Raw genomic sequence first — 17670 nt, 5'->3', positions numbered from 1 at the left:
ATGATTTTTTTAGAAATAATTAAACGCGAACTTCAAATTGCGATGCGTAAAAATGCGGAAATTTTAAATCCGCTATGGTTCTTTTTGCTTGTGATTACTTTGTTTCCGCTTGTTATTGGGCCAGAGCCTAAATTACTTTCCCGTATCGCACCGGGTATCGCATGGGTAGCCGCATTACTTTCAGCATTGCTTTCTTTTGAACGTTTGTTTCGTGATGATTTTATTGATGGTTCTCTTGAACAATTAATGCTAACTGCACAGCCTTTGCCAATGATAGCTTTAGCTAAAGTGGTTGCACATTGGTTGCTCACAGGTTTACCGCTTATTTTATTATCGCCTATTGCGGCTTTGTTACTTTCTCTTGAAGTGAATATTTGGTGGGCATTAGTCTTGACATTGTTACTGGGCACCCCTGTATTGAGCTGTATCGGTGCTATTGGTGTGGCTTTAACGGTGGGGTTGCGAAAAGGTGGCGTGTTGTTGAGTCTGCTTGTTGTTCCGTTGTTTATTCCTGTTTTAATTTTTGCTTCATCGGTATTGGAGGCAGCAGGATTAAATGTGCCTTATGGGGGGCAACTGGCGATTTTAGGTGCCATGATGGTTGGCGCTGTAACGCTTTCGCCTTTTGCCATCGCGGCAGCGTTGCGAATTAGTTTAGATAATTAATTTTATTCATCGTATAAAAGTGCGGTGGTTTTTCTCTTTAATTTTTAAGGATTTTTTATGTGGAAGTGGCTACATCCTTATGCAAAACCCGAAACTCAATATCGTATTTGCGGTAAATTGAGTCCGCTATTTGCATTTTTAACGCTTATCTTACTCGGTGTTGGCATTGTATGGGGTTTAGCATTCGCCCCAGCAGATTACCAACAAGGTAATAGTTTCCGAATTATGTATGTACATGTGCCGACAGCGATTTGGTCAATGGGTGTGTACGGTTCAATGGCGATTGCCGCTGTGGTTGCCCTAGTGTGGCAAATTAAGCAAGCTCATCTCGCAATGATTGCAATGGCACCAATTGGTGCATTGTTTACTTTCTTATCGCTTGTTACGGGGGCAATTTGGGGGAAACCAATGTGGGGTACTTGGTGGGTGTGGGATGCTCGCTTAACTGCAGAATTGATTTTATTCTTTCTTTATCTTGGTATCTTAGCCCTTTATTCTGCTTTTTCAGATCGTAACATAGGGGCAAAAGCGGCAGGGATTTTATGTATTACAACGGTCGTGATTTTACCGATTATTCATTTTTCGGTGGAATGGTGGAACACGTTACATCAAGGTGCGAGTATCACTAAACTGGAAAAACCATCCATTGCAATTCCAATGTTGGTTCCATTAATTTTGTGTATCTTCGGTTTTTTAACCTTGTATATTTGGCTTACTTTAGTTCGTTATCGCATGGAATTATTGAAAGAAGATGCAAAACGTCCCTGGGTTAAAGCATTAGCTCAAACACTGAAATAAAGTGCGGTTAGTTTTTAGCGATTTTTTATAAGGAATATTTTATGTTTTTCCAAACTTGGAGTGATTTTTTTAATATGGGTGGCTACGGTTTTTACGTATGGTTATCCTATGCAGTAAGTTTAGTGGCAGTTATTGCCTTAATTGTTCAAAGTGTAAAACAACGCAAGACAGTGTTACAAAATGTATTGCGTGAGCAACAACGCGAAGAACGTTTACAACAAGCAAATAAGGGGAACACACTATGAATCCAAGACGTAAATCCAGATTTAAATTAGTCATTTTTGTTGTGCTCGGCATTGCTATTGCAAGTGGATTGATGCTGTATGCATTACGTCAAAATATCGACTTGTTTTATACGCCATCTGAAGTGATTCAAGGTAAGGATAATAATCCGAATCAAAAACCTGAAGTGGGGCAGCGTATTCGTGTTGGCGGTATGGTGGTTGAAGGCACGGTAGTGCGTGATCCAAAAAGCTTAAAAGTGCGGTTTGATTTAAATGATATTGGTCCTGCGATTACTGTTGAATATGAAGGCATTTTGCCAGATCTTTTCCGTGAAGGGCAGGGGATTGTGGCTCAAGGCGTATTAACTCAGTCAGCGGTTTTAAGCGCGACAGAAGTATTGGCTAAACACGATGAAAATTATGTGCCGCCAGAATTAGGCGAAAAAATGCAAAAAGTACATAAACCAATGGGGATTAAGGCAGCAGATTTAAAAGGCGAAAGTGCGCGTGATCGTCAAGAAAAAGAAGGCGCAAAATGATTGCTGAATTAGGAAATTATGCGCTGGCTTTAAGTTTAGCTGTATCGCTTATGTTGGCGATTTTCCCTTTGTGGGGGGCGGAAAAGGGCAATGCACAATTAATGGCATTAGCTCGCCCAATGACTTATGGTTTATTTGCAAGTCTAAGCATTGCTTTTGCTGCGCTATTTTATTTATTCGCAGTCAATGATTTTAGCGTGCAATATATTGTAAATAATTCTAATACTACTTTACCCATTTATTATCGTTTATCTGCGGTATGGGGTTCCCATGAAGGCTCTTTGTTACTGTGGATTTGGTTACTGGCGGTTTGGTCATTTGCCGTTGCTTTATTGAGTAAACATTTACCCCAAGAAGCGGTTGCTCGCGTGCTTGGTATTATGGGGATTATTAGCGTCGGTTTTGTATTGTTCGTCTTGTTTACCTCAAATCCTTTCACGCGTACTTTCCCTGATTTCCCAGTGGATGGAAAAGAACTTAACCCAATGTTGCAAGATGTGGGCTTAATTTTCCACCCTCCATTACTTTATATGGGCTATGTGGGTTTTTCTGTGGCATTTGCGTTTGCGATAGCATCCTTAATGACTGGAAAATTAGATTCAGCTTGGGCACGTTGGTCACGTCCTTGGACGCTTGCTGCTTGGGTGTTTTTAACTTTAGGTATCGTACTCGGTTCTTGGTGGGCTTATTATGAGCTTGGCTGGGGGGGCTGGTGGTTCTGGGATCCAGTAGAAAACTCATCGTTTATGCCGTGGCTTGCTGGTACTGCATTGATTCACTCTCTTTCTGTGACAGAAAAACGTGGTTCTTTTAAAGCTTGGACGGTATTACTTGCGATTTTAGCCTTTTCACTTTGTTTACTCGGCACGTTCTTAGTTCGTTCTGGTATCTTAGTTTCAGTTCACGCATTTGCATCGGATCCAACTCGTGGTTTGTATATTTTGGCTTACCTCGTTGTGGTAATTGGCGGTTCGCTTGCGCTCTATGCGTATAAAGGCAGTCAAATTCGTTCTCGTGATAATGCAGAACGCTATTCACGTGAAAGTATGTTGTTATTAAATAATATCTTATTAATGACCGCACTTTGCGTTGTATTCTTAGGAACGTTGTTACCACTCGTTCACAAACAACTTGGTTTAGGCTCTATTTCTATTGGTGCGCCGTTCTTTGATCAAATGTTCTTAATTATTATGACACCATTTGCATTATTGCTTGGTATTGGACCTTTAGTGAAATGGCGTAGAGACCAATTTTCTGCAATTCGTACGCCTGTTGTTATCTGCGTATTTGTTATGCTGATTGCAGGTTTTGCGTTACCTTATTTCTTGCAAGATAAAATTACCGTGAGTTCAGTGCTTGGTTCAATGATGACTGTGATTATTGTGTTACTTGTGCTTTATGAATTGCAACAACGTGCGACGCATCGTGAATCATTCTTTGTTGGCGTACGCAAACTATCTCGTTCTCATTGGGGAATGATGTTAGCTCACTTAGGCGTAGCTATGACTGTTTGGGGGATCGCATTTAGCCAAAACTTTAGCGTAGAACGTGATGTGAGAATGAAAGTTGGCGAGAACGCACAAATTGGTCGTTACGATTTTAAATTCGCTGGTGTGACGGATGAAAATGGTCCAAACTATATTGGTGGAAAAGCTCAAATTGATATTTCGAAAGATGGGCAACCAGAGGCAAGTTTATTCGCAGAAAAACGTTTTTACACAGTAAGTCGGATGTCTATGACAGAAGCCGCAATTGCTGGTGGTTTAACTCGTGACCTCTATGTGGCTCTCGGTGAAAAACTTGAGGACAATTCTTGGGCGTTACGCTTATATTACAAGCCATTTATTCGCTGGATTTGGATTGGTGGCTTATTTATGGCGTTAGGTGGATTGTTGTGCATGTTCGATCGACGCTATCGGTTTAATGTGTTGTTGAAGAAATAATTTTATTCTTGCCTTCCCCTGCTTGCGGGGGAAGGTGCCCGAAGGGCGGAAGGGGGATTACGATATCCCCCCTCAGTCACTTTGCGACAGCTTCCCCCATAAATGGGTGGAGCAAAGTTAATGAAAAAGTGCGGTAAAAAATGAAAAAAAAATTACTCGTTCCTCTTATTCTCTTTTTATCGATAACAATAGCATTTTTGGTGCAATTAAAACGCAATGCGCAAGGTGAAGATATTAAAGCATTAGAGTCTGCTTTGGTTGGAAAGCCTGTGCCAGCAAAAAATTTGACGGAGTTGTTTGAAAATAAAACTTACACGAATGAATTGTTTCAACAAGGTGAGCCAGTTTTGCTTAACGTATGGGCGACTTGGTGTCCAACTTGTTATGCCGAACATCAATATTTAAACAAACTTGCTAAAGAGGGTGTGAGAATTATCGGTTTAGATTATAAAGATGAATCACCTAAAGCAATGAAGTGGTTAAAAGATCTTGGCAATCCTTATCAAGTTGTTTTAAAAGATGAAAAAGGTTCTTTCGGTTTGGATTTAGGGGTATATGGTGCGCCAGAAACGTTCATTGTAGATGGAAAAGGTGTGATTCATTATCGTTATGCTGGAGATGTAAACGAAAAAGTTTGGACTCAGACTTTAAAACCAATTTATGACAAACTTTCGGAGCAACAATAATGAAAAAAACATGGCTATTTTTGACCGCACTTTTGTTTAGCTCAGTGGCGTTTTCAGCTATTGACGCATTAAATTTTAGTTCTCCACAGCAAGAGAGTGATTACCATCAATTAACACAATCTTTGCGTTGCCCTCAATGTCAAAATAACAATATTGCGGATTCCAATGCGACTATCGCAGTGGATATGCGTGGCAAAGTATTTGAGCTTTTACAAGAAGGCAAATCGAAAAATGACGTAGTGGATTATATGGTGGCTCGCTATGGCAATTTTGTAACCTATGATCCTCCTATAACAGCGAGTACATTAGTGCTATGGATTGCGCCATTATTGCTTGTGTTGTTAGGCGTGGTGTTTTTATTAAGACGCAAACCTAAAACCCAAAGTGCGGTGAAATCCCAAGAGGTTTTAACGGATGAAGATAATGCGCGTTTGGCAGAATTATTAAACAAGGATAAATAGATGAATTTTACATTAATTTTTATCTTAACCACTTTAGTTGTGGCGTTAATTTGTTTTTATCCTTTATTATGTCAATTCAAAGCGAAACATGGGCAAAAACGTGATGATTTAAATAAGGCGTTATATTTCTCGCGCTTGGAAGAAATTGAGCAAGATAATTCCCAAGGTTTAGTTGAAAATGTTGAGCAACTTAAACAAGAATTACAGAAAACTTTGCTTGATGATGTGCCGAGCAAGGTTCAAGAGAATGTGGATTATTCTGGCAAATCTTATGGAAAAATTTGGTTTATCTCTGGTGTATTAGCGTTAGGAATTATCGCAGGTCCTTCTTATTTTATGGTGGGATCTTGGCAAGCCGAATCAATGTTAGAACAAACTTATGCGAAATTACCCTATTTCTTTGACCGAATGAAAGATGAAGATAAAAATCCATTTTCTGATACAGAAATGCAGCAATTTTCTACCGCACTTCGAATCGATTTGCAAAAAAATCCAACTGATGCTAAAAAATGGTGGATGCTCGGTCAAATTGGGATGAATTTAGGTGATGCACGTTTGGCATTCGATAGCTATCAAAAGGCTAATAAACTTGAACCAGATAATGTGCAATATAAATTAGGCTATGCTCGTATATTGATGTTTTCTGAAGATGCGACTGATAAACTTAAAGGTGGCAATTTATTGCGTGAAGTGATTCGTCAAGAACACACTAACATTGAAGCATTGAGTTTACTCGCATTCCGTTATTTTGAAACAGAAGATTATAAAATGGCGGCAGTGACTTGGGCGATGATGCTACGCTTAATGCCGAAAGATGATGAGCGAGTTCCATTAATTGAAAAAAGTATTCGTACCGCGCGTGATGCTTTAGAAGCGCAAAATGAAGAAAAATCAAAAAGTATCACTCCCGAAAAATAACCTAGTACGTTATAAGACTTTTTGATATAGTGCGAAAAAATTATTCGTAGTCGAACAGATTAGCATTTAATAAAGTACTAAAGGAACGAGAAATGAATAATAAAAATTGCACTTTTTTCTTTGTTCTGCGTCATTATTGGAAGTTTATTTACTTCACAATTTTCGATTGCAGAAAATGATTCTAGTGCAGTTGATTCTGAAGATAAAAAAGCATTTAATTCCGATGTTTCAAATAATGATGCTCAAAAACTAGCTCAAAGTATTGAATTTAAAGTTTATAAAATAGATGAAACCACTTCATCAGAAAGTATTTATGAATCTCCAGCTGGAATTTGTCAGGGATTTAAGATTACAAGAGGTGTAGATTACACAAATTCGACTTACCATTATCTTTATCCAGACAATAGAGGAGAATTCTATGGCAGTGTGGTTGGTGCAACTATTTATAACCAAAAAGATCCTCAAAATTTAAGTTATGTGCCTGTTTATTCAATTACAGACAAAGATTTGTCTAAGTGTATTCAGGCACAAGAAAATAAAAAATTAAAGGAAAAAGCAGCGAATTATGTATCAGAAGGTAGGGCTGTATTAACTGACGTAATTTGTAAATAGGATGTATTTAATGAGAAAAATAGTTTTTGTTAGTTGTGTAATTTTAGGTTTAGCAGCATGTTCATCTCAACCAGAACAAATTGGTGGCGGTGTTTACGATATGAAAACTGTGCAAGAATATAATGCTCGAGTTATTAGTGGTAATACTGTTACACAAACTCAAAAGGATAAAATAACGCAACAAATTGATACAAGTTTAAAATTAAACCAAAGTGACAATAAAGTTAAAACGAGAACAAGACGTGTATTGCCTGTTCTTCCAGTTACACCAAGCGTCGGGTATCATTATAATTATCACTATTTTAGATAAAAAATTATCTTGTTATCTGTGCTAAAAATTCTTCTTCTGTTAATACTGTAATATTTAGTTCTTGAGCTTTTGCAAGTTTAGAGCCTGCCCCATCACCTGCGATAACGAAATCTGTTTTACTGGATACCGAACCACTTACTTTTGCACCAAGCTGTTGTAATAAGGCTTTTGCTTCATTACGCCCCATTTGTGTAAGAGTGCCTGTCAGTACTACAGTTTTATCTTTGAACAAGTTTTCACTCGCTTCTTTCACTTCTACAGTTTCCCAATGCACACCTTGTGCGATTAAATCCTCCACGACTGCAACATTATGCGCTTCACGCCAAAATATAAAAATTCGGTTCGCTACAACTTCCCCTACATCAGGCACTTGTTGAAGTTCTTCAAGATTTGCGTCTTTAAGCGCATCTAAAGTTTTGAAATGATTAGCAAGATTTAATGCAGTGGCTTCGCCCACTTCACGAATGCCTAAAGCAAAAATAAAGCGATCAAGCGTCGTGCTTTTTGCATTTTCAAGACTATTGAGTGCGTTTTCTGCAGATTTTGCACCCATTCTTTCTAAGCGTGTGAGCGTGGTTAAATCAAGTTTAAATAAGTCCGCAGGTGTATGAATTAGCTCTCGATCGACTAATTGCTCTATTAATTTTCCGCCTACACCATCAATATCCATTGCTTTACGAGAGACGAAATGTTTTAACGCCTCTTTACGCTGTGCCGCACAGAATAATCCTCCCGTGCAACGTGCTACTGCTTCGCCTTCAATACGAATAATTTGAGAATCGCACACAGGGCAATTTGTTGGGAAAATGATTGGTTTAGCATTATCAGGGCGACGTTCGTGTAATACGCCAATAATTTGTGGAATTACATCGCCTGCTCGACGAATAACAACAGTATCGCCAATAGCGATATTTAAACGTTCAATTTCATCGCCATTATGTAAGGTGGCATTACTTACTGTAACGCCTGCAACAAACACTGGCTCTAATTTGGCAACTGGTGTGATTGCGCCAGTTCGACCCACTTGGAATTCAACATCATTCAACAGGGTTAATTCTTCTTGGGCGGGGAATTTATAAGCAATCGCCCAGCGAGGTGCTTTAGAAATAAATCCTAGTTCATTTTGTAAGGCTATATCATTGATTTTTAATACCGTTCCGTCAATATCATAACCTAACGAGCTACGTTTGTTTTGAATATCTCGATAAAAACCTAAAACTTCATCTGCACCATTGCATAAACGAATTTCAGGATTTACTGGAATCCCGATAGATTTTAGCCATTGCAAACGATCATAATGCGTAGTCGGCAGATCAATCCCCTCAGCAATTCCAATACCATAAGCATTTAATACCAGCGGACGTTTGCTGGTAATATTAGGATCAAGCTGGCGTAAAGAGCCTGCCGCTGCATTGCGAGGATTAGCAAAGGTTTTTTCATTATGTTCTAACGCATATTTATTTAAACGCTCAAAGCCTGCGTGCGGCATAAAAACTTCGCCCCGCACTTCTAAACGTGCTGGAGGATTATCTGTTAAAAGTTGTAATGGAACATTACGAATCGTGCGGATATTGGCTGTAATATCTTCGCCTGTGGTGCCATCACCACGAGTGGCGGCTTGTGTAAGTTCACCATTAACATACAAAATACTCACAGCCAAGCCATCAAGTTTAGGTTCGCAACAGAAAGTAAGTGGTTTCGGTAATAGGATTAAACGATCTTCAATGCGTTTTACAAAAGCATTAAATTCTGCATCGGAAAAAGCATTATCCAAAGAGAGCATAGGAATTTCGTGACGAATTTGGCTAAACCCAGAAAGTGGTTTTGCACCAACACGTTGAGTGGGCGAATCTGACGTCAGAAATTCAGGATGCTCTAATTCTAGGGCTTTGAGCTGATGAAATAAACGATCGTATTCGCTATCAGGCACGCTCGGATTATCTAAAACGTGGTATTCGTATTCATATTGGCGCAAGGTTTTGCGTAGATTGTCTAGTTGAGTTTGAATATTTGTCATAAAATTCTCGGAGAAAAATGACCGCACTTTTCTATGTATTTAGCGTGAAAATAGACAGGTACAAAGCCTGTCTAAATGAATATAAAAGTGCGGTAAATTTAAGGTATGAATTTACACTCGAGCAAGATAGGCTTGCTCTGCATTTGCATCAAAAATTTCTTGTTCTTCAGTCAGTATAACACCTTGTAAATCTTCGGCTAATGTATGGGCAGCACGCATCATCATACGTAAATTAGCAAGATTATTACCTGGAGAGGGCAATTGCATAAATAATACAATTCCTATGGTGTTAAATTCCGCTAAGTTATAAGCATTGAATGTGCCGGGTTGTTCTAAATTTGCCACACTAAAAAGCACGGGACTTGCCACACTTAAATCTAAGTGACGATGATACATTTCATCTTTACCCAAGATAAAACCCAAGTTTTCAAGAGCCTGCACCAATTTAGCACCATTAAATTCTTCGCTAGATTTTGGAATAAGATAAAGTTGAATATAGCCAGTTGTTTGTTTTGGCTGAGCTGTCGTTTCTGCTTTTGGTTCATTGAACGAGAGGTTGTAGTCTACTTGATGTTCTTCGTGAGATAATTCTGCAAGCTGCACTCTTAATTCTGGCGATGATGAATTAATGCCATTAAAACCAACATTTTGACTTTGTGCTTCAAGTTGTTCTAAGGTCATACTTGCGACATTATTTGCGGTTGGCATATCGTATTGAGGTTGCGTTGGTTGTATTGGCTCGGAACGATGATTCCCCATATCATAAATAGGTTGCGTGTTAGGAATAGAAATTTTGATGTCATCCACACTTTTATCGCTTTGGCGATAATCGATCAATTCAGCTTCTGATGGTAATTTTTCTGTGGTCGGTTGAGAAATTGGTGTATGCCCATTTTCCACATAGGTATTCGGCGAAATATTGTTTGGCTGTACCATTTCTTCTTGCGTATGGGATCTAGATGTTGGAGAAGTGCGGTCAAATTTATTGGCTTTATCAAAATATTTTGATTTCTCACGACGATTTGACCATAATCCGTGTACGATTAAGGCGACAAGTGCTACGATACCCACAATAATCAAAATTGTATTTAAATCCATTTTTATTCCTTACGCGCGATAGTTCGGCGAGAGTGCTATAAATGGTGCTAATGCTACCATATTTCAGTAGGTGAAAAAATACTTCAAAGTGTGGAATTTTAAAGGAAAAGTGCGGTCTGTTTTAAGCATATTTTTATTGAAAGGAAAGAAAAATGTTAAATCTTAATGAATTAAAATCTGGTTTCCACTATTTTGTGATGGGCTGGCATTTCATCACACAAAAAGGTTTGCGTCGGTTTGTTATTATTCCAATTTTGCTCAATACCATTTTGCTTTGTGGTTTATTTTGGCTTTTTATTAGCCAAATCAGCAGTGCTATTGATTGGGTGATGAATTTTATTCCAGATTGGCTTAGTTTTCTCAGTGTCATTTTACTGACACTTTCGATTTTAACGATTTTATTGCTCTTTTATTTTACTTTTACCACGTTTTCTGGCTTTATCGCAGCCCCCTTTAATGGTTTGTTGGCGGAAAAAGTAGAAAAAATGCTGACGGAGGAAAATATTAATGATGATAGTCTCGTGGATATAATGAGGGATGTGCCTCGTATGCTTGCTCGAGAGTGGCAAAAATTACGTTATAGCCTACCCAAAATTATCGCCTTATTTTTACTGAGTTTTATTCCTCTGGTTGGGCAAACCATCGTGCCAGTACTTACTTTCTTGTTCACTTGTTGGATGATGGCAATTCAATATTGTGATTATCCTTTTGATAATCACAAAGTCTCTTTTGATATCATGAAAAATGCACTTGGCAATCAACGAACTCAAAGTTTAACTTTTGGTGGATTGGTTACTTGTTGCACATTTGTGCCAGTGATTAATTTATTAATTATGCCTGTTGCAGTATGTGGTGCGACGCTGATGTGGGTGGAAAATTATCGTAATGACTTAGGTTTTAATATGAATAGATCTTTTTCCTCTCAAACGGGGCTTGATGTTCGTTCAGAAAATACAGGGATTGTTAAATAGCCTACAGTTATAAATAGATCAAATAACTATTTTTTTAATCAAAAGTGCGGTACTATAAATAAACCAACATTAACGAAGTCCAACGAAAGGGAAATATTATGACAATTTATGCAGACAATTCTTATTCTATCGGAAATACGCCGCTTGTGCGTTTAAAACACTTTGGCCATAACGGCAATGTGGTGGTAAAAATTGAAGGTCGTAACCCAAGCTACAGCGTAAAATGCCGTATTGGGGCGAATATGGTGTGGCAAGCAGAAAAAGATGGCACGCTCACAAAAGGGAAAGAGATTGTAGATGCAACGAGTGGTAACACGGGCATTGCTTTGGCTTATGTTGCGGCGGCTAGAGGTTATAAAATCACGCTCACTATGCCAGAAACAATGAGTCTTGAAAGAAAACGCTTATTGTGCGGATTGGGTGTAAATTTAGTGCTTACCGAAGGTGCAAAAGGAATGAAAGGTGCTATTGCGAAAGCAGAAGAAATTGTTGCTTCTGATCCAAGCCGCTATGTCATGCTTAAACAATTTGAAAATCCAGCCAACCCACAAATTCATCGAGAAACAACAGGGCCTGAAATTTGGAAAGATACGGATGGCAAAGTCGATGTTGTTGTTGCTGGCGTAGGAACAGGTGGTTCGATTACGGGTATTTCTCGCGCGATTAAATTAGATTTTGGTAAACAAATCACTTCTGTTGCCGTTGAGCCAGTGGAATCTCCGGTCATTAGTCAAACTTTAGCGGGTGAAGAAGTAAAACCAGGTCCACACAAAATTCAAGGTATCGGTGCGGGTTTCATTCCCAAAAATTTAGATTTATCTATTATTGATCGCGTAGAAACTGTTGATAGTGATACCGCACTTGCCACAGCTCGTCGCTTAATGGCGGAAGAAGGCATTCTTGCAGGTATTTCATCTGGTGCAGCTGTCGCGGCTGCAGATCGCTTAGCTAAATTACCAGAATTTGCCGATAAACTCATTGTTGTTATTTTGCCTTCAGCTTCTGAACGCTACTTAAGCACAGCACTGTTTGAAGGGATTGAGGGATAAACAAAAAAGAATAAAGTGCGGTGAATTTTTACCGCACTTTTATTAAGACTAGAGTAGTTCAATCTGAATGACATCAGATTGTTTAATCCCCTTATTTTATCCTTTCCTTCTTATTCAAAATCAATTTTTTCTTCTTTTCATATTCTGTTCATTGAATTTTTTTATTAATGCAGTAAACTAGCCACCGATTTTTAATCATCTTTCTTTTCACTTTAAATGTTACCCGCGAGTAACAAAAGGACACATCATGACAAACAAAGTAAACAGTTATGGCTGGAAAGCCTTAATTGGCTCTGCCGTCGGCTATGCAATGGACGGTTTCGATCTTCTCATTTTAGGTTTCATGCTTAGTGCAATTTCCGCAGACTTAAATCTAACACCCGCCCAAGGTGGATCTCTCGTAACTTGGACTCTGATTGGTGCCGTATTTGGCGGCATTTTATTTGGTGCATTAAGCGATAAATACGGTCGTGTACGCGTACTGACTTGGACTATTCTTCTTTTTGCGGTGTTTACTGGTTTATGTGCGATTGCACAAGGTTATTGGGATTTACTGATTTATCGCACAATTGCTGGTATTGGCTTAGGCGGTGAATTTGGAATTGGGATGGCTCTAGCAGCAGAAGCATGGCCTGCACGCCACCGAGCGAAAGCAGCATCTTATGTTGCATTGGGTTGGCAAGTTGGTGTGTTAGGTGCTGCGTTGCTTACACCATTATTGCTCCCGCATATTGGCTGGCGTGGAATGTTCTTAGTGGGTATCTTCCCTGCATTTGTCGCTTGGTTCTTACGTTCTCATCTGCACGAACCTGAAATTTTCACTCAAAAACAAACCGCACTTTCAACGCAATCCAGCTTTACTGATAAATTACGTTCATTCCAGCTTCTGATTAAAGACAAAGCCACGAGCAAAATTAGTCTTGGTATCGTCGTACTCACTTCTGTACAAAACTTCGGTTATTACGGCATTATGATTTGGTTACCTAATTTCTTATCAAAACAACTTGGATTCAGTTTAACTAAATCTGGGCTTTGGACCGCCGTTACCGTCTGCGGCATGATGGCTGGCATTTGGATTTTCGGACAACTCGCCGACCGAATCGGACGCAAACCAAGTTTCTTACTTTTCCAATTAGGCGCAGTGATAAGTATCGTGGTTTACTCACAACTTACCGATCCTGACATCATGCTTCTTGCTGGGGCATTTTTAGGTATGTTTGTGAACGGAATGCTGGGCGGTTACGGTGCATTGATGGCGGAAGCCTACCCAACAGAAGCTCGAGCAACGGCACAAAACGTACTTTTCAATATTGGTCGTGCCGTAGGGGGATTTGGACCTGTAGTTGTGGGCGCAGTTGTACTTGCTTACTCTTTCCAAACGGCCATCGCTCTACTTGCGATTATCTACGTAATTGATATGTTAGCGACAATTTTCTTAATCCCTGAATTAAAAGGTAAAGCCTTAGACTAAGAAAATATAAAAGATAAAAATGCTCGCCAAGTGCGAGCATTTTTTATGAAACAAGTCATCTTATAAGTAATATCTTTATAAGTTTTCTTTTCACTAAGCAAACTTTCATTATTTTGCCAACAGTTCGTTCAATTTTTCTAATGCCATTTCTGGCGTAATATCAATCAAACTTTGATGATACCCCCCCTCTTTGTCGCCTTTACGGACTTTAATCAATCCACCTTCAATTAAACGAATAATCGTTGCTTTATCTGAAAGCGGCGGCGTATATTGTGGGCTAGTTGGTCCATAAAGTGCAATCAATGGACGATTTACTGCTGCCGCAATATGCATTAAACCACTGTCATTGGTCACGACCGCCGTACAATTTGCAATTAAATCCACTGCTTCATTTAAGTTGGTTTTTCCTGCTAAATTGACACAAAACTCACGCAACGCTTCTGGCAGTGCTTGACGAATTTCTTCTCCCACTGGTTCATCTTTAGCTGAACCAAATAGCGCCACAGCATAGCCTTGGGTAATTAACATTTCTGCTAATTTTGCATAATGATAATGTGGCCAACGTTTTGCCGGGCCAAATTCCGCACCAGGACAAAAACCAATAATTGGACGCTCGCCTAAAAGTGCGGTTTGTTTTTTAAAGTTTTTTAAGGTTTCAGCTTGTTGAGTGGGATCAACGGTTAAATAAGGTTTTAGAACAGGAATATCAGCCGCTTTCGGTACCGCATTTTGCTCAAAAGCTAACGCGACATAACGTTGCACCATCATAGGATAATCACGTTTATTATTGCGTAAATCGTTAAGCAAGAAATAACGGCTTTCCCCTTTCCAGCCACGACGCACCGCAATTTTTGCAAAAGCGGGAATAAAAGCTGACTTCAAGGAGTTTGGTAATACGATCGCCATATCATATTGATTGCGCAATGCCTTACCTAAACGATAACGCGTTCCCAATTCAAAGGCTCCGTGCCCTAATGGCATTTCAATCGCCTTACGCACTTCTGGCATACGCGCAAGCAAAGGCTTACACCAATTCGGTGCCATCACATCAATATTGCAGTTTGGATATTGAATTTTCAGTTGCTGGTACAAACTGTGCGACATCATCATATCGCCAACCCAAGATGGGCCAATAATTAGAATATTCATTTTCTGTCTTTCAGATAAAAGTGCGGTCAAAAATACTTGTTATTATGGCACAGAGTTGAATAAAAATATGCTCCTTTAACAATTTAGTCGAAACTCTTTAGGAGTCATTTCAAATTCTTTCTTAAAAACAGAGTAAAAATATTGAATTGATGGATAGCCGCAAATCTCAGCAATTTCTTGAATAGAAATATCTGTTTGTTGTAATAAATTCTTTGCTCGGGAAATTTTTTCTTCGTGGATGACTTGGTGAATTGTTTTATTCATTTCATTCTTAAAACGTTGTTCAAGATTAGAACGTGAGGTTTCAAGATGATCTAAAACTTGTTCTACTTTAATTCGATGACAGGCACGATGACGAATATAATGCATTGCTTGAATGACAAGCGGATCTGTTAATGATCGATAATCTGTAGAATTTCGAGAGTGAACGGTAATCGGTGGAATTAAAATAGGGGTATGTGAAACTTTTTGACCATTGAGTAATTTGTGTAATAATTTCGCAGCTTGATAACCAATCTCTCTCGTGCCTTGTTCTACGGAGGAAAGGGACATACGCGATAAATATTGGATCAATTCTTCATTATCAATACCAACCACACAAAGCTCTTCAGGTACAGCAATTTTACTGTATTCACAAGCCTGCAATAAATGACGAGCACGCGCATCCGTAACAGCAATAATACCAGTATGAGAAGGAAGAGATTTTAACCAGACAATTAGCTTTTGTTGCTCTTCCAACCAATTTTGAGCATGAACCTGCACACCCTCATATAGGTAAATAGGGTAATGATTTTTCTCCATCAACTCTACAAAAGCATCTCTTCGTTCTATAGACCAATGCTTATGAGTATTTACTTGCAAACCATAAAATGCAAACTGTGACAGTCCTTTCTCCTGTAAATGAGATAAAGCCATTTCAACCAATGCCATATTATCTGTTGCTACATAAGGAAAGTGCGGATAAAAATCAGCTTGTTTATAAGATCCACCAACTGCTATAGTAGGAATAAGAGTGTGTTGCAATAATTCAACAGTTTTTGGATCATCAAAGTCTGCAATAATGCCATCAATAGAAAGTTGATTAATAGTATCAGTATGATAGATAAATTCATCTTCTACAAAAATATCCCACATACATTGCGATGCCTGAATATATTGTCCAATACCCTCCACCACCTGCCGATCATATACTTTGTTTGCATTAAATAAGAGGGCAATTTTGTAGTATTGTTCCGTCATTTTATATCCTTATCTATGGGAAATTGCTATTTAAGTTATAATAGAAAAGATATTTAGCTTCAAGATAAAAATAGCCAGAATAACTGGCCATTTTTATATCCAATACCACATTTATTTTTTTAGCTTCGCAATACCTATTCCACTTGCACCATAAATAATAGCAAAGATAATACCACTCCAACACAACACTGCCCAAGGTAAATAAGATAATGTAGCTACCCCTAAAGTTCCTGCCATATATGCACCTGCGGCAGTCCATGGCAAAATAGGTTCAATAATTGTTGCGGAGTCTTCTGCTGTTCGACTTAGATTTTTTGGATGTAATCCTTTTTCTACATACGCATTTTTAAGCATTTCTCCTGGAATTAGAATAGAAATTTGCCCATTACAAGTAACCCCAATCATTGTTAGACCGCAAAGAATCGTTGTAATAATCAAAGAAAGAGTTGAATGAACAAAGGTGAGTAATTTTTGAATAATCACGGTTAATGCACCGCTCAATTGTAATACACCTGCAAATGATAATGCACAGAAACAAATTAATAGTGTTCCCATCATTGAGTTCATTCCACCACGATTCAACAAACGACTTAAATCAGAGCTAACTGAAGTATGGTGAATCATTGAGGTATCAAATCCATTAACTGCGCTATTAATCACATCAGATAGAGAGAATTTTTGAATTAAGATAGCATTAATAATTGCGATAAATGCTGATAATAACATCACTGGAATAGTCGGTTTCTTAGTAATAGATCCCCATAATACAATAGCGACTGGAATAAGTAATAGAAAGTTAAAATGATAAACTTGCTCTAACTCATGAATCATTGTATTTACTTTTTCTGGAGTCGCTACATTAGAAAAATCGTAGTTTAAACCATATACCACATAGACAGTAGCCGAAAGAATAAAAGATGGTAATGTTGTATAAAGTAAGTGAACTATATGCTCATATAAATCTACGCCAGCAGCTGCGGATGCAATATTGGTTGTATCAGATAATGGCGATAATTTATCTCCAAAATACGCACCAGCGACCACAGCACCTGCCGTAGCAGCCAAATTGGCGTCTAATCCAATCGCAACTCCCATAAATGCCACACCGACAGTCCCTGCTGACCCCCAAGAGGTTCCAGTACAAATGGAAACAATAGCAGTAAGGAATAAGGCTGTCACATAAAGATATTCTGGTGATATTGCTTTTAGTCCGTAGTAGATCATCATAGGAATTGTTCCTCCACTAATCCAAGTTCCAATTAATAATCCTACAGTAATTAAAATTAATAGCGCAGGCATTGTTTTAGCTATTTTTTCTGAAATGGCGTCTAAAATATCTAAATAGCAATGACCTAATTTAATAACTAAAAAACCAGCAAATACCGTTGAAATAATCATTAATGGCTCTGCTGGCAAATCAAATAAAGCATACCCAAGCCCTAACAGTAATAGCATCACAATGATTGGTGAAAAAGCTTCTAATGTTGTTGGCATTCTTGTGCGATGAGTGGTTTTCATA

The 17670-nt window shown here is 38.6% G+C and carries 18 protein-coding genes; 13 read left to right on the top strand and 5 right to left on the bottom strand.

Going from position 1 to position 17670, the window contains the following annotated elements:
• The 10 genes from ccmB to HMPREF2813_RS03815 all read left to right on the top strand — a co-directional run bounded on the left by ccmB (position 1) and on the right by HMPREF2813_RS03815 (position 7157).
• Positions 1–666 (top strand): heme exporter protein CcmB, encoded by a 666-nt coding sequence (ccmB, locus tag HMPREF2813_RS03860; RefSeq protein WP_005665894.1) that lies wholly within the window; start codon positions 1–3, stop codon positions 664–666.
• Positions 667–723: 57 nt separating this feature from the next.
• Complete coding sequence (locus tag HMPREF2813_RS03855) at positions 724–1464, top strand: heme ABC transporter permease (RefSeq protein ID WP_005665892.1); 741 nt, start codon at positions 724–726, stop codon at positions 1462–1464.
• A gap of 41 nt (positions 1465–1505) precedes the next feature.
• The gene (gene ccmD / locus HMPREF2813_RS03850) at positions 1506–1709 is read left to right on the top strand and encodes a heme exporter protein CcmD (protein ID WP_005634314.1); all 204 of its coding nucleotides are present in this window, start codon (positions 1506–1508) and stop codon (positions 1707–1709) included.
• Entirely contained in the window at positions 1706–2227 is a 522-nt protein-coding gene (ccmE, locus tag HMPREF2813_RS03845) for a cytochrome c maturation protein CcmE (protein WP_005656094.1), read from the top strand. Before ccmD ends, ccmE begins: the two co-directional genes overlap by 4 nt.
• Positions 2224–4170 (top strand): heme lyase CcmF/NrfE family subunit, encoded by a 1947-nt coding sequence (locus HMPREF2813_RS03840; protein WP_005647685.1) that lies wholly within the window; start codon positions 2224–2226, stop codon positions 4168–4170. Before ccmE ends, HMPREF2813_RS03840 begins: the two co-directional genes overlap by 4 nt.
• A 140-nt stretch (positions 4171–4310) precedes the next feature.
• Positions 4311–4856, top strand: a complete 546-nt coding sequence (locus tag HMPREF2813_RS03835; RefSeq protein WP_005657352.1) for a DsbE family thiol:disulfide interchange protein — start codon at positions 4311–4313, stop codon at positions 4854–4856.
• Positions 4856–5317 (top strand): cytochrome c-type biogenesis protein, encoded by a 462-nt coding sequence (locus HMPREF2813_RS03830; RefSeq protein WP_005647681.1) that lies wholly within the window; start codon positions 4856–4858, stop codon positions 5315–5317. Before HMPREF2813_RS03835 ends, HMPREF2813_RS03830 begins: the two co-directional genes overlap by 1 nt.
• Positions 5318–6235 (top strand): c-type cytochrome biogenesis protein CcmI, encoded by a 918-nt coding sequence (gene ccmI, locus HMPREF2813_RS03825; RefSeq protein ID WP_005665888.1) that lies wholly within the window; start codon positions 5318–5320, stop codon positions 6233–6235. It begins immediately after the preceding gene.
• Between the two features lie 120 nt (positions 6236–6355).
• Entirely contained in the window at positions 6356–6847 is a 492-nt protein-coding gene (locus tag HMPREF2813_RS03820) for a DUF8095 domain-containing protein (RefSeq protein WP_011272384.1), read from the top strand.
• Positions 6848–6857: 10 nt separating this feature from the next.
• Positions 6858–7157: a hypothetical protein gene (locus HMPREF2813_RS03815; RefSeq protein ID WP_005647674.1), complete on the top strand. Its 300-nt coding sequence runs from the start codon at positions 6858–6860 to the stop codon at positions 7155–7157.
• A 4-nt stretch (positions 7158–7161) separates the two neighbouring features.
• On the opposite strand, the gene ligA is transcribed toward HMPREF2813_RS03815, so the two are convergent.
• Positions 7162–9174 carry an NAD-dependent DNA ligase LigA gene (gene ligA / locus HMPREF2813_RS03810; protein ID WP_011272385.1) on the bottom strand — a complete coding sequence of 671 codons (2013 nt, stop codon included), beginning with the start codon at positions 9172–9174 and terminating at the stop codon, positions 7162–7164.
• A gap of 111 nt (positions 9175–9285) precedes the next feature.
• Entirely contained in the window at positions 9286–10272 is a 987-nt protein-coding gene (zipA, locus tag HMPREF2813_RS03805) for a cell division protein ZipA (protein ID WP_005690727.1), read from the bottom strand.
• A 152-nt stretch (positions 10273–10424) separates the two neighbouring features.
• Between zipA and cysZ the strand changes: the two genes are divergently transcribed.
• The 3 genes from cysZ to HMPREF2813_RS03790 all read left to right on the top strand — a co-directional run bounded on the left by cysZ (position 10425) and on the right by HMPREF2813_RS03790 (position 13763).
• Positions 10425–11243 (top strand): sulfate transporter CysZ, encoded by an 819-nt coding sequence (gene cysZ / locus HMPREF2813_RS03800; protein WP_005690724.1) that lies wholly within the window; start codon positions 10425–10427, stop codon positions 11241–11243.
• 98 nt (positions 11244–11341) lie between these two features.
• On the top strand, positions 11342–12292 hold the full coding sequence (gene cysK, locus HMPREF2813_RS03795; RefSeq protein WP_005690723.1) for a cysteine synthase A: 951 nt from the start codon (positions 11342–11344) through the stop codon (positions 12290–12292).
• Between the two features lie 247 nt (positions 12293–12539).
• Positions 12540–13763, top strand: a complete 1224-nt coding sequence (locus HMPREF2813_RS03790) for an MFS transporter (RefSeq protein WP_005632805.1) — start codon at positions 12540–12542, stop codon at positions 13761–13763.
• A gap of 108 nt (positions 13764–13871) precedes the next feature.
• Here HMPREF2813_RS03790 and waaF read toward each other — a convergent pair whose 3' ends face one another.
• The 3 genes from waaF to nhaC all read right to left on the bottom strand — a co-directional run bounded on the left by waaF (position 13872) and on the right by nhaC (position 17669).
• On the bottom strand, positions 13872–14912 hold the full coding sequence (gene waaF, locus HMPREF2813_RS03785) for a lipopolysaccharide heptosyltransferase II (RefSeq protein WP_011272387.1): 1041 nt from the start codon (positions 14910–14912) through the stop codon (positions 13872–13874).
• A 75-nt stretch (positions 14913–14987) separates the two neighbouring features.
• Complete coding sequence (locus HMPREF2813_RS03780; RefSeq protein ID WP_011272388.1) at positions 14988–16151, bottom strand: XylR family transcriptional regulator; 1164 nt, start codon at positions 16149–16151, stop codon at positions 14988–14990.
• A gap of 111 nt (positions 16152–16262) precedes the next feature.
• Positions 16263–17669 carry a Na+/H+ antiporter NhaC gene (gene nhaC / locus HMPREF2813_RS03775; protein ID WP_048946869.1) on the bottom strand — a complete coding sequence of 469 codons (1407 nt, stop codon included), beginning with the start codon at positions 17667–17669 and terminating at the stop codon, positions 16263–16265.
• Between the last annotated feature and the right edge of the window lies 1 nt (position 17670).

Origin of the sequence: Haemophilus sp. HMSC066A11 (genome assembly GCF_001811665.1) — a bacterium.
Lineage (GTDB): Bacteria > Pseudomonadota > Gammaproteobacteria > Enterobacterales > Pasteurellaceae > Haemophilus > Haemophilus influenzae.
The sequence above is the reverse complement of the archived record's forward strand: the minus strand, read 5'-3'. Positions and strand labels throughout refer to the sequence as shown.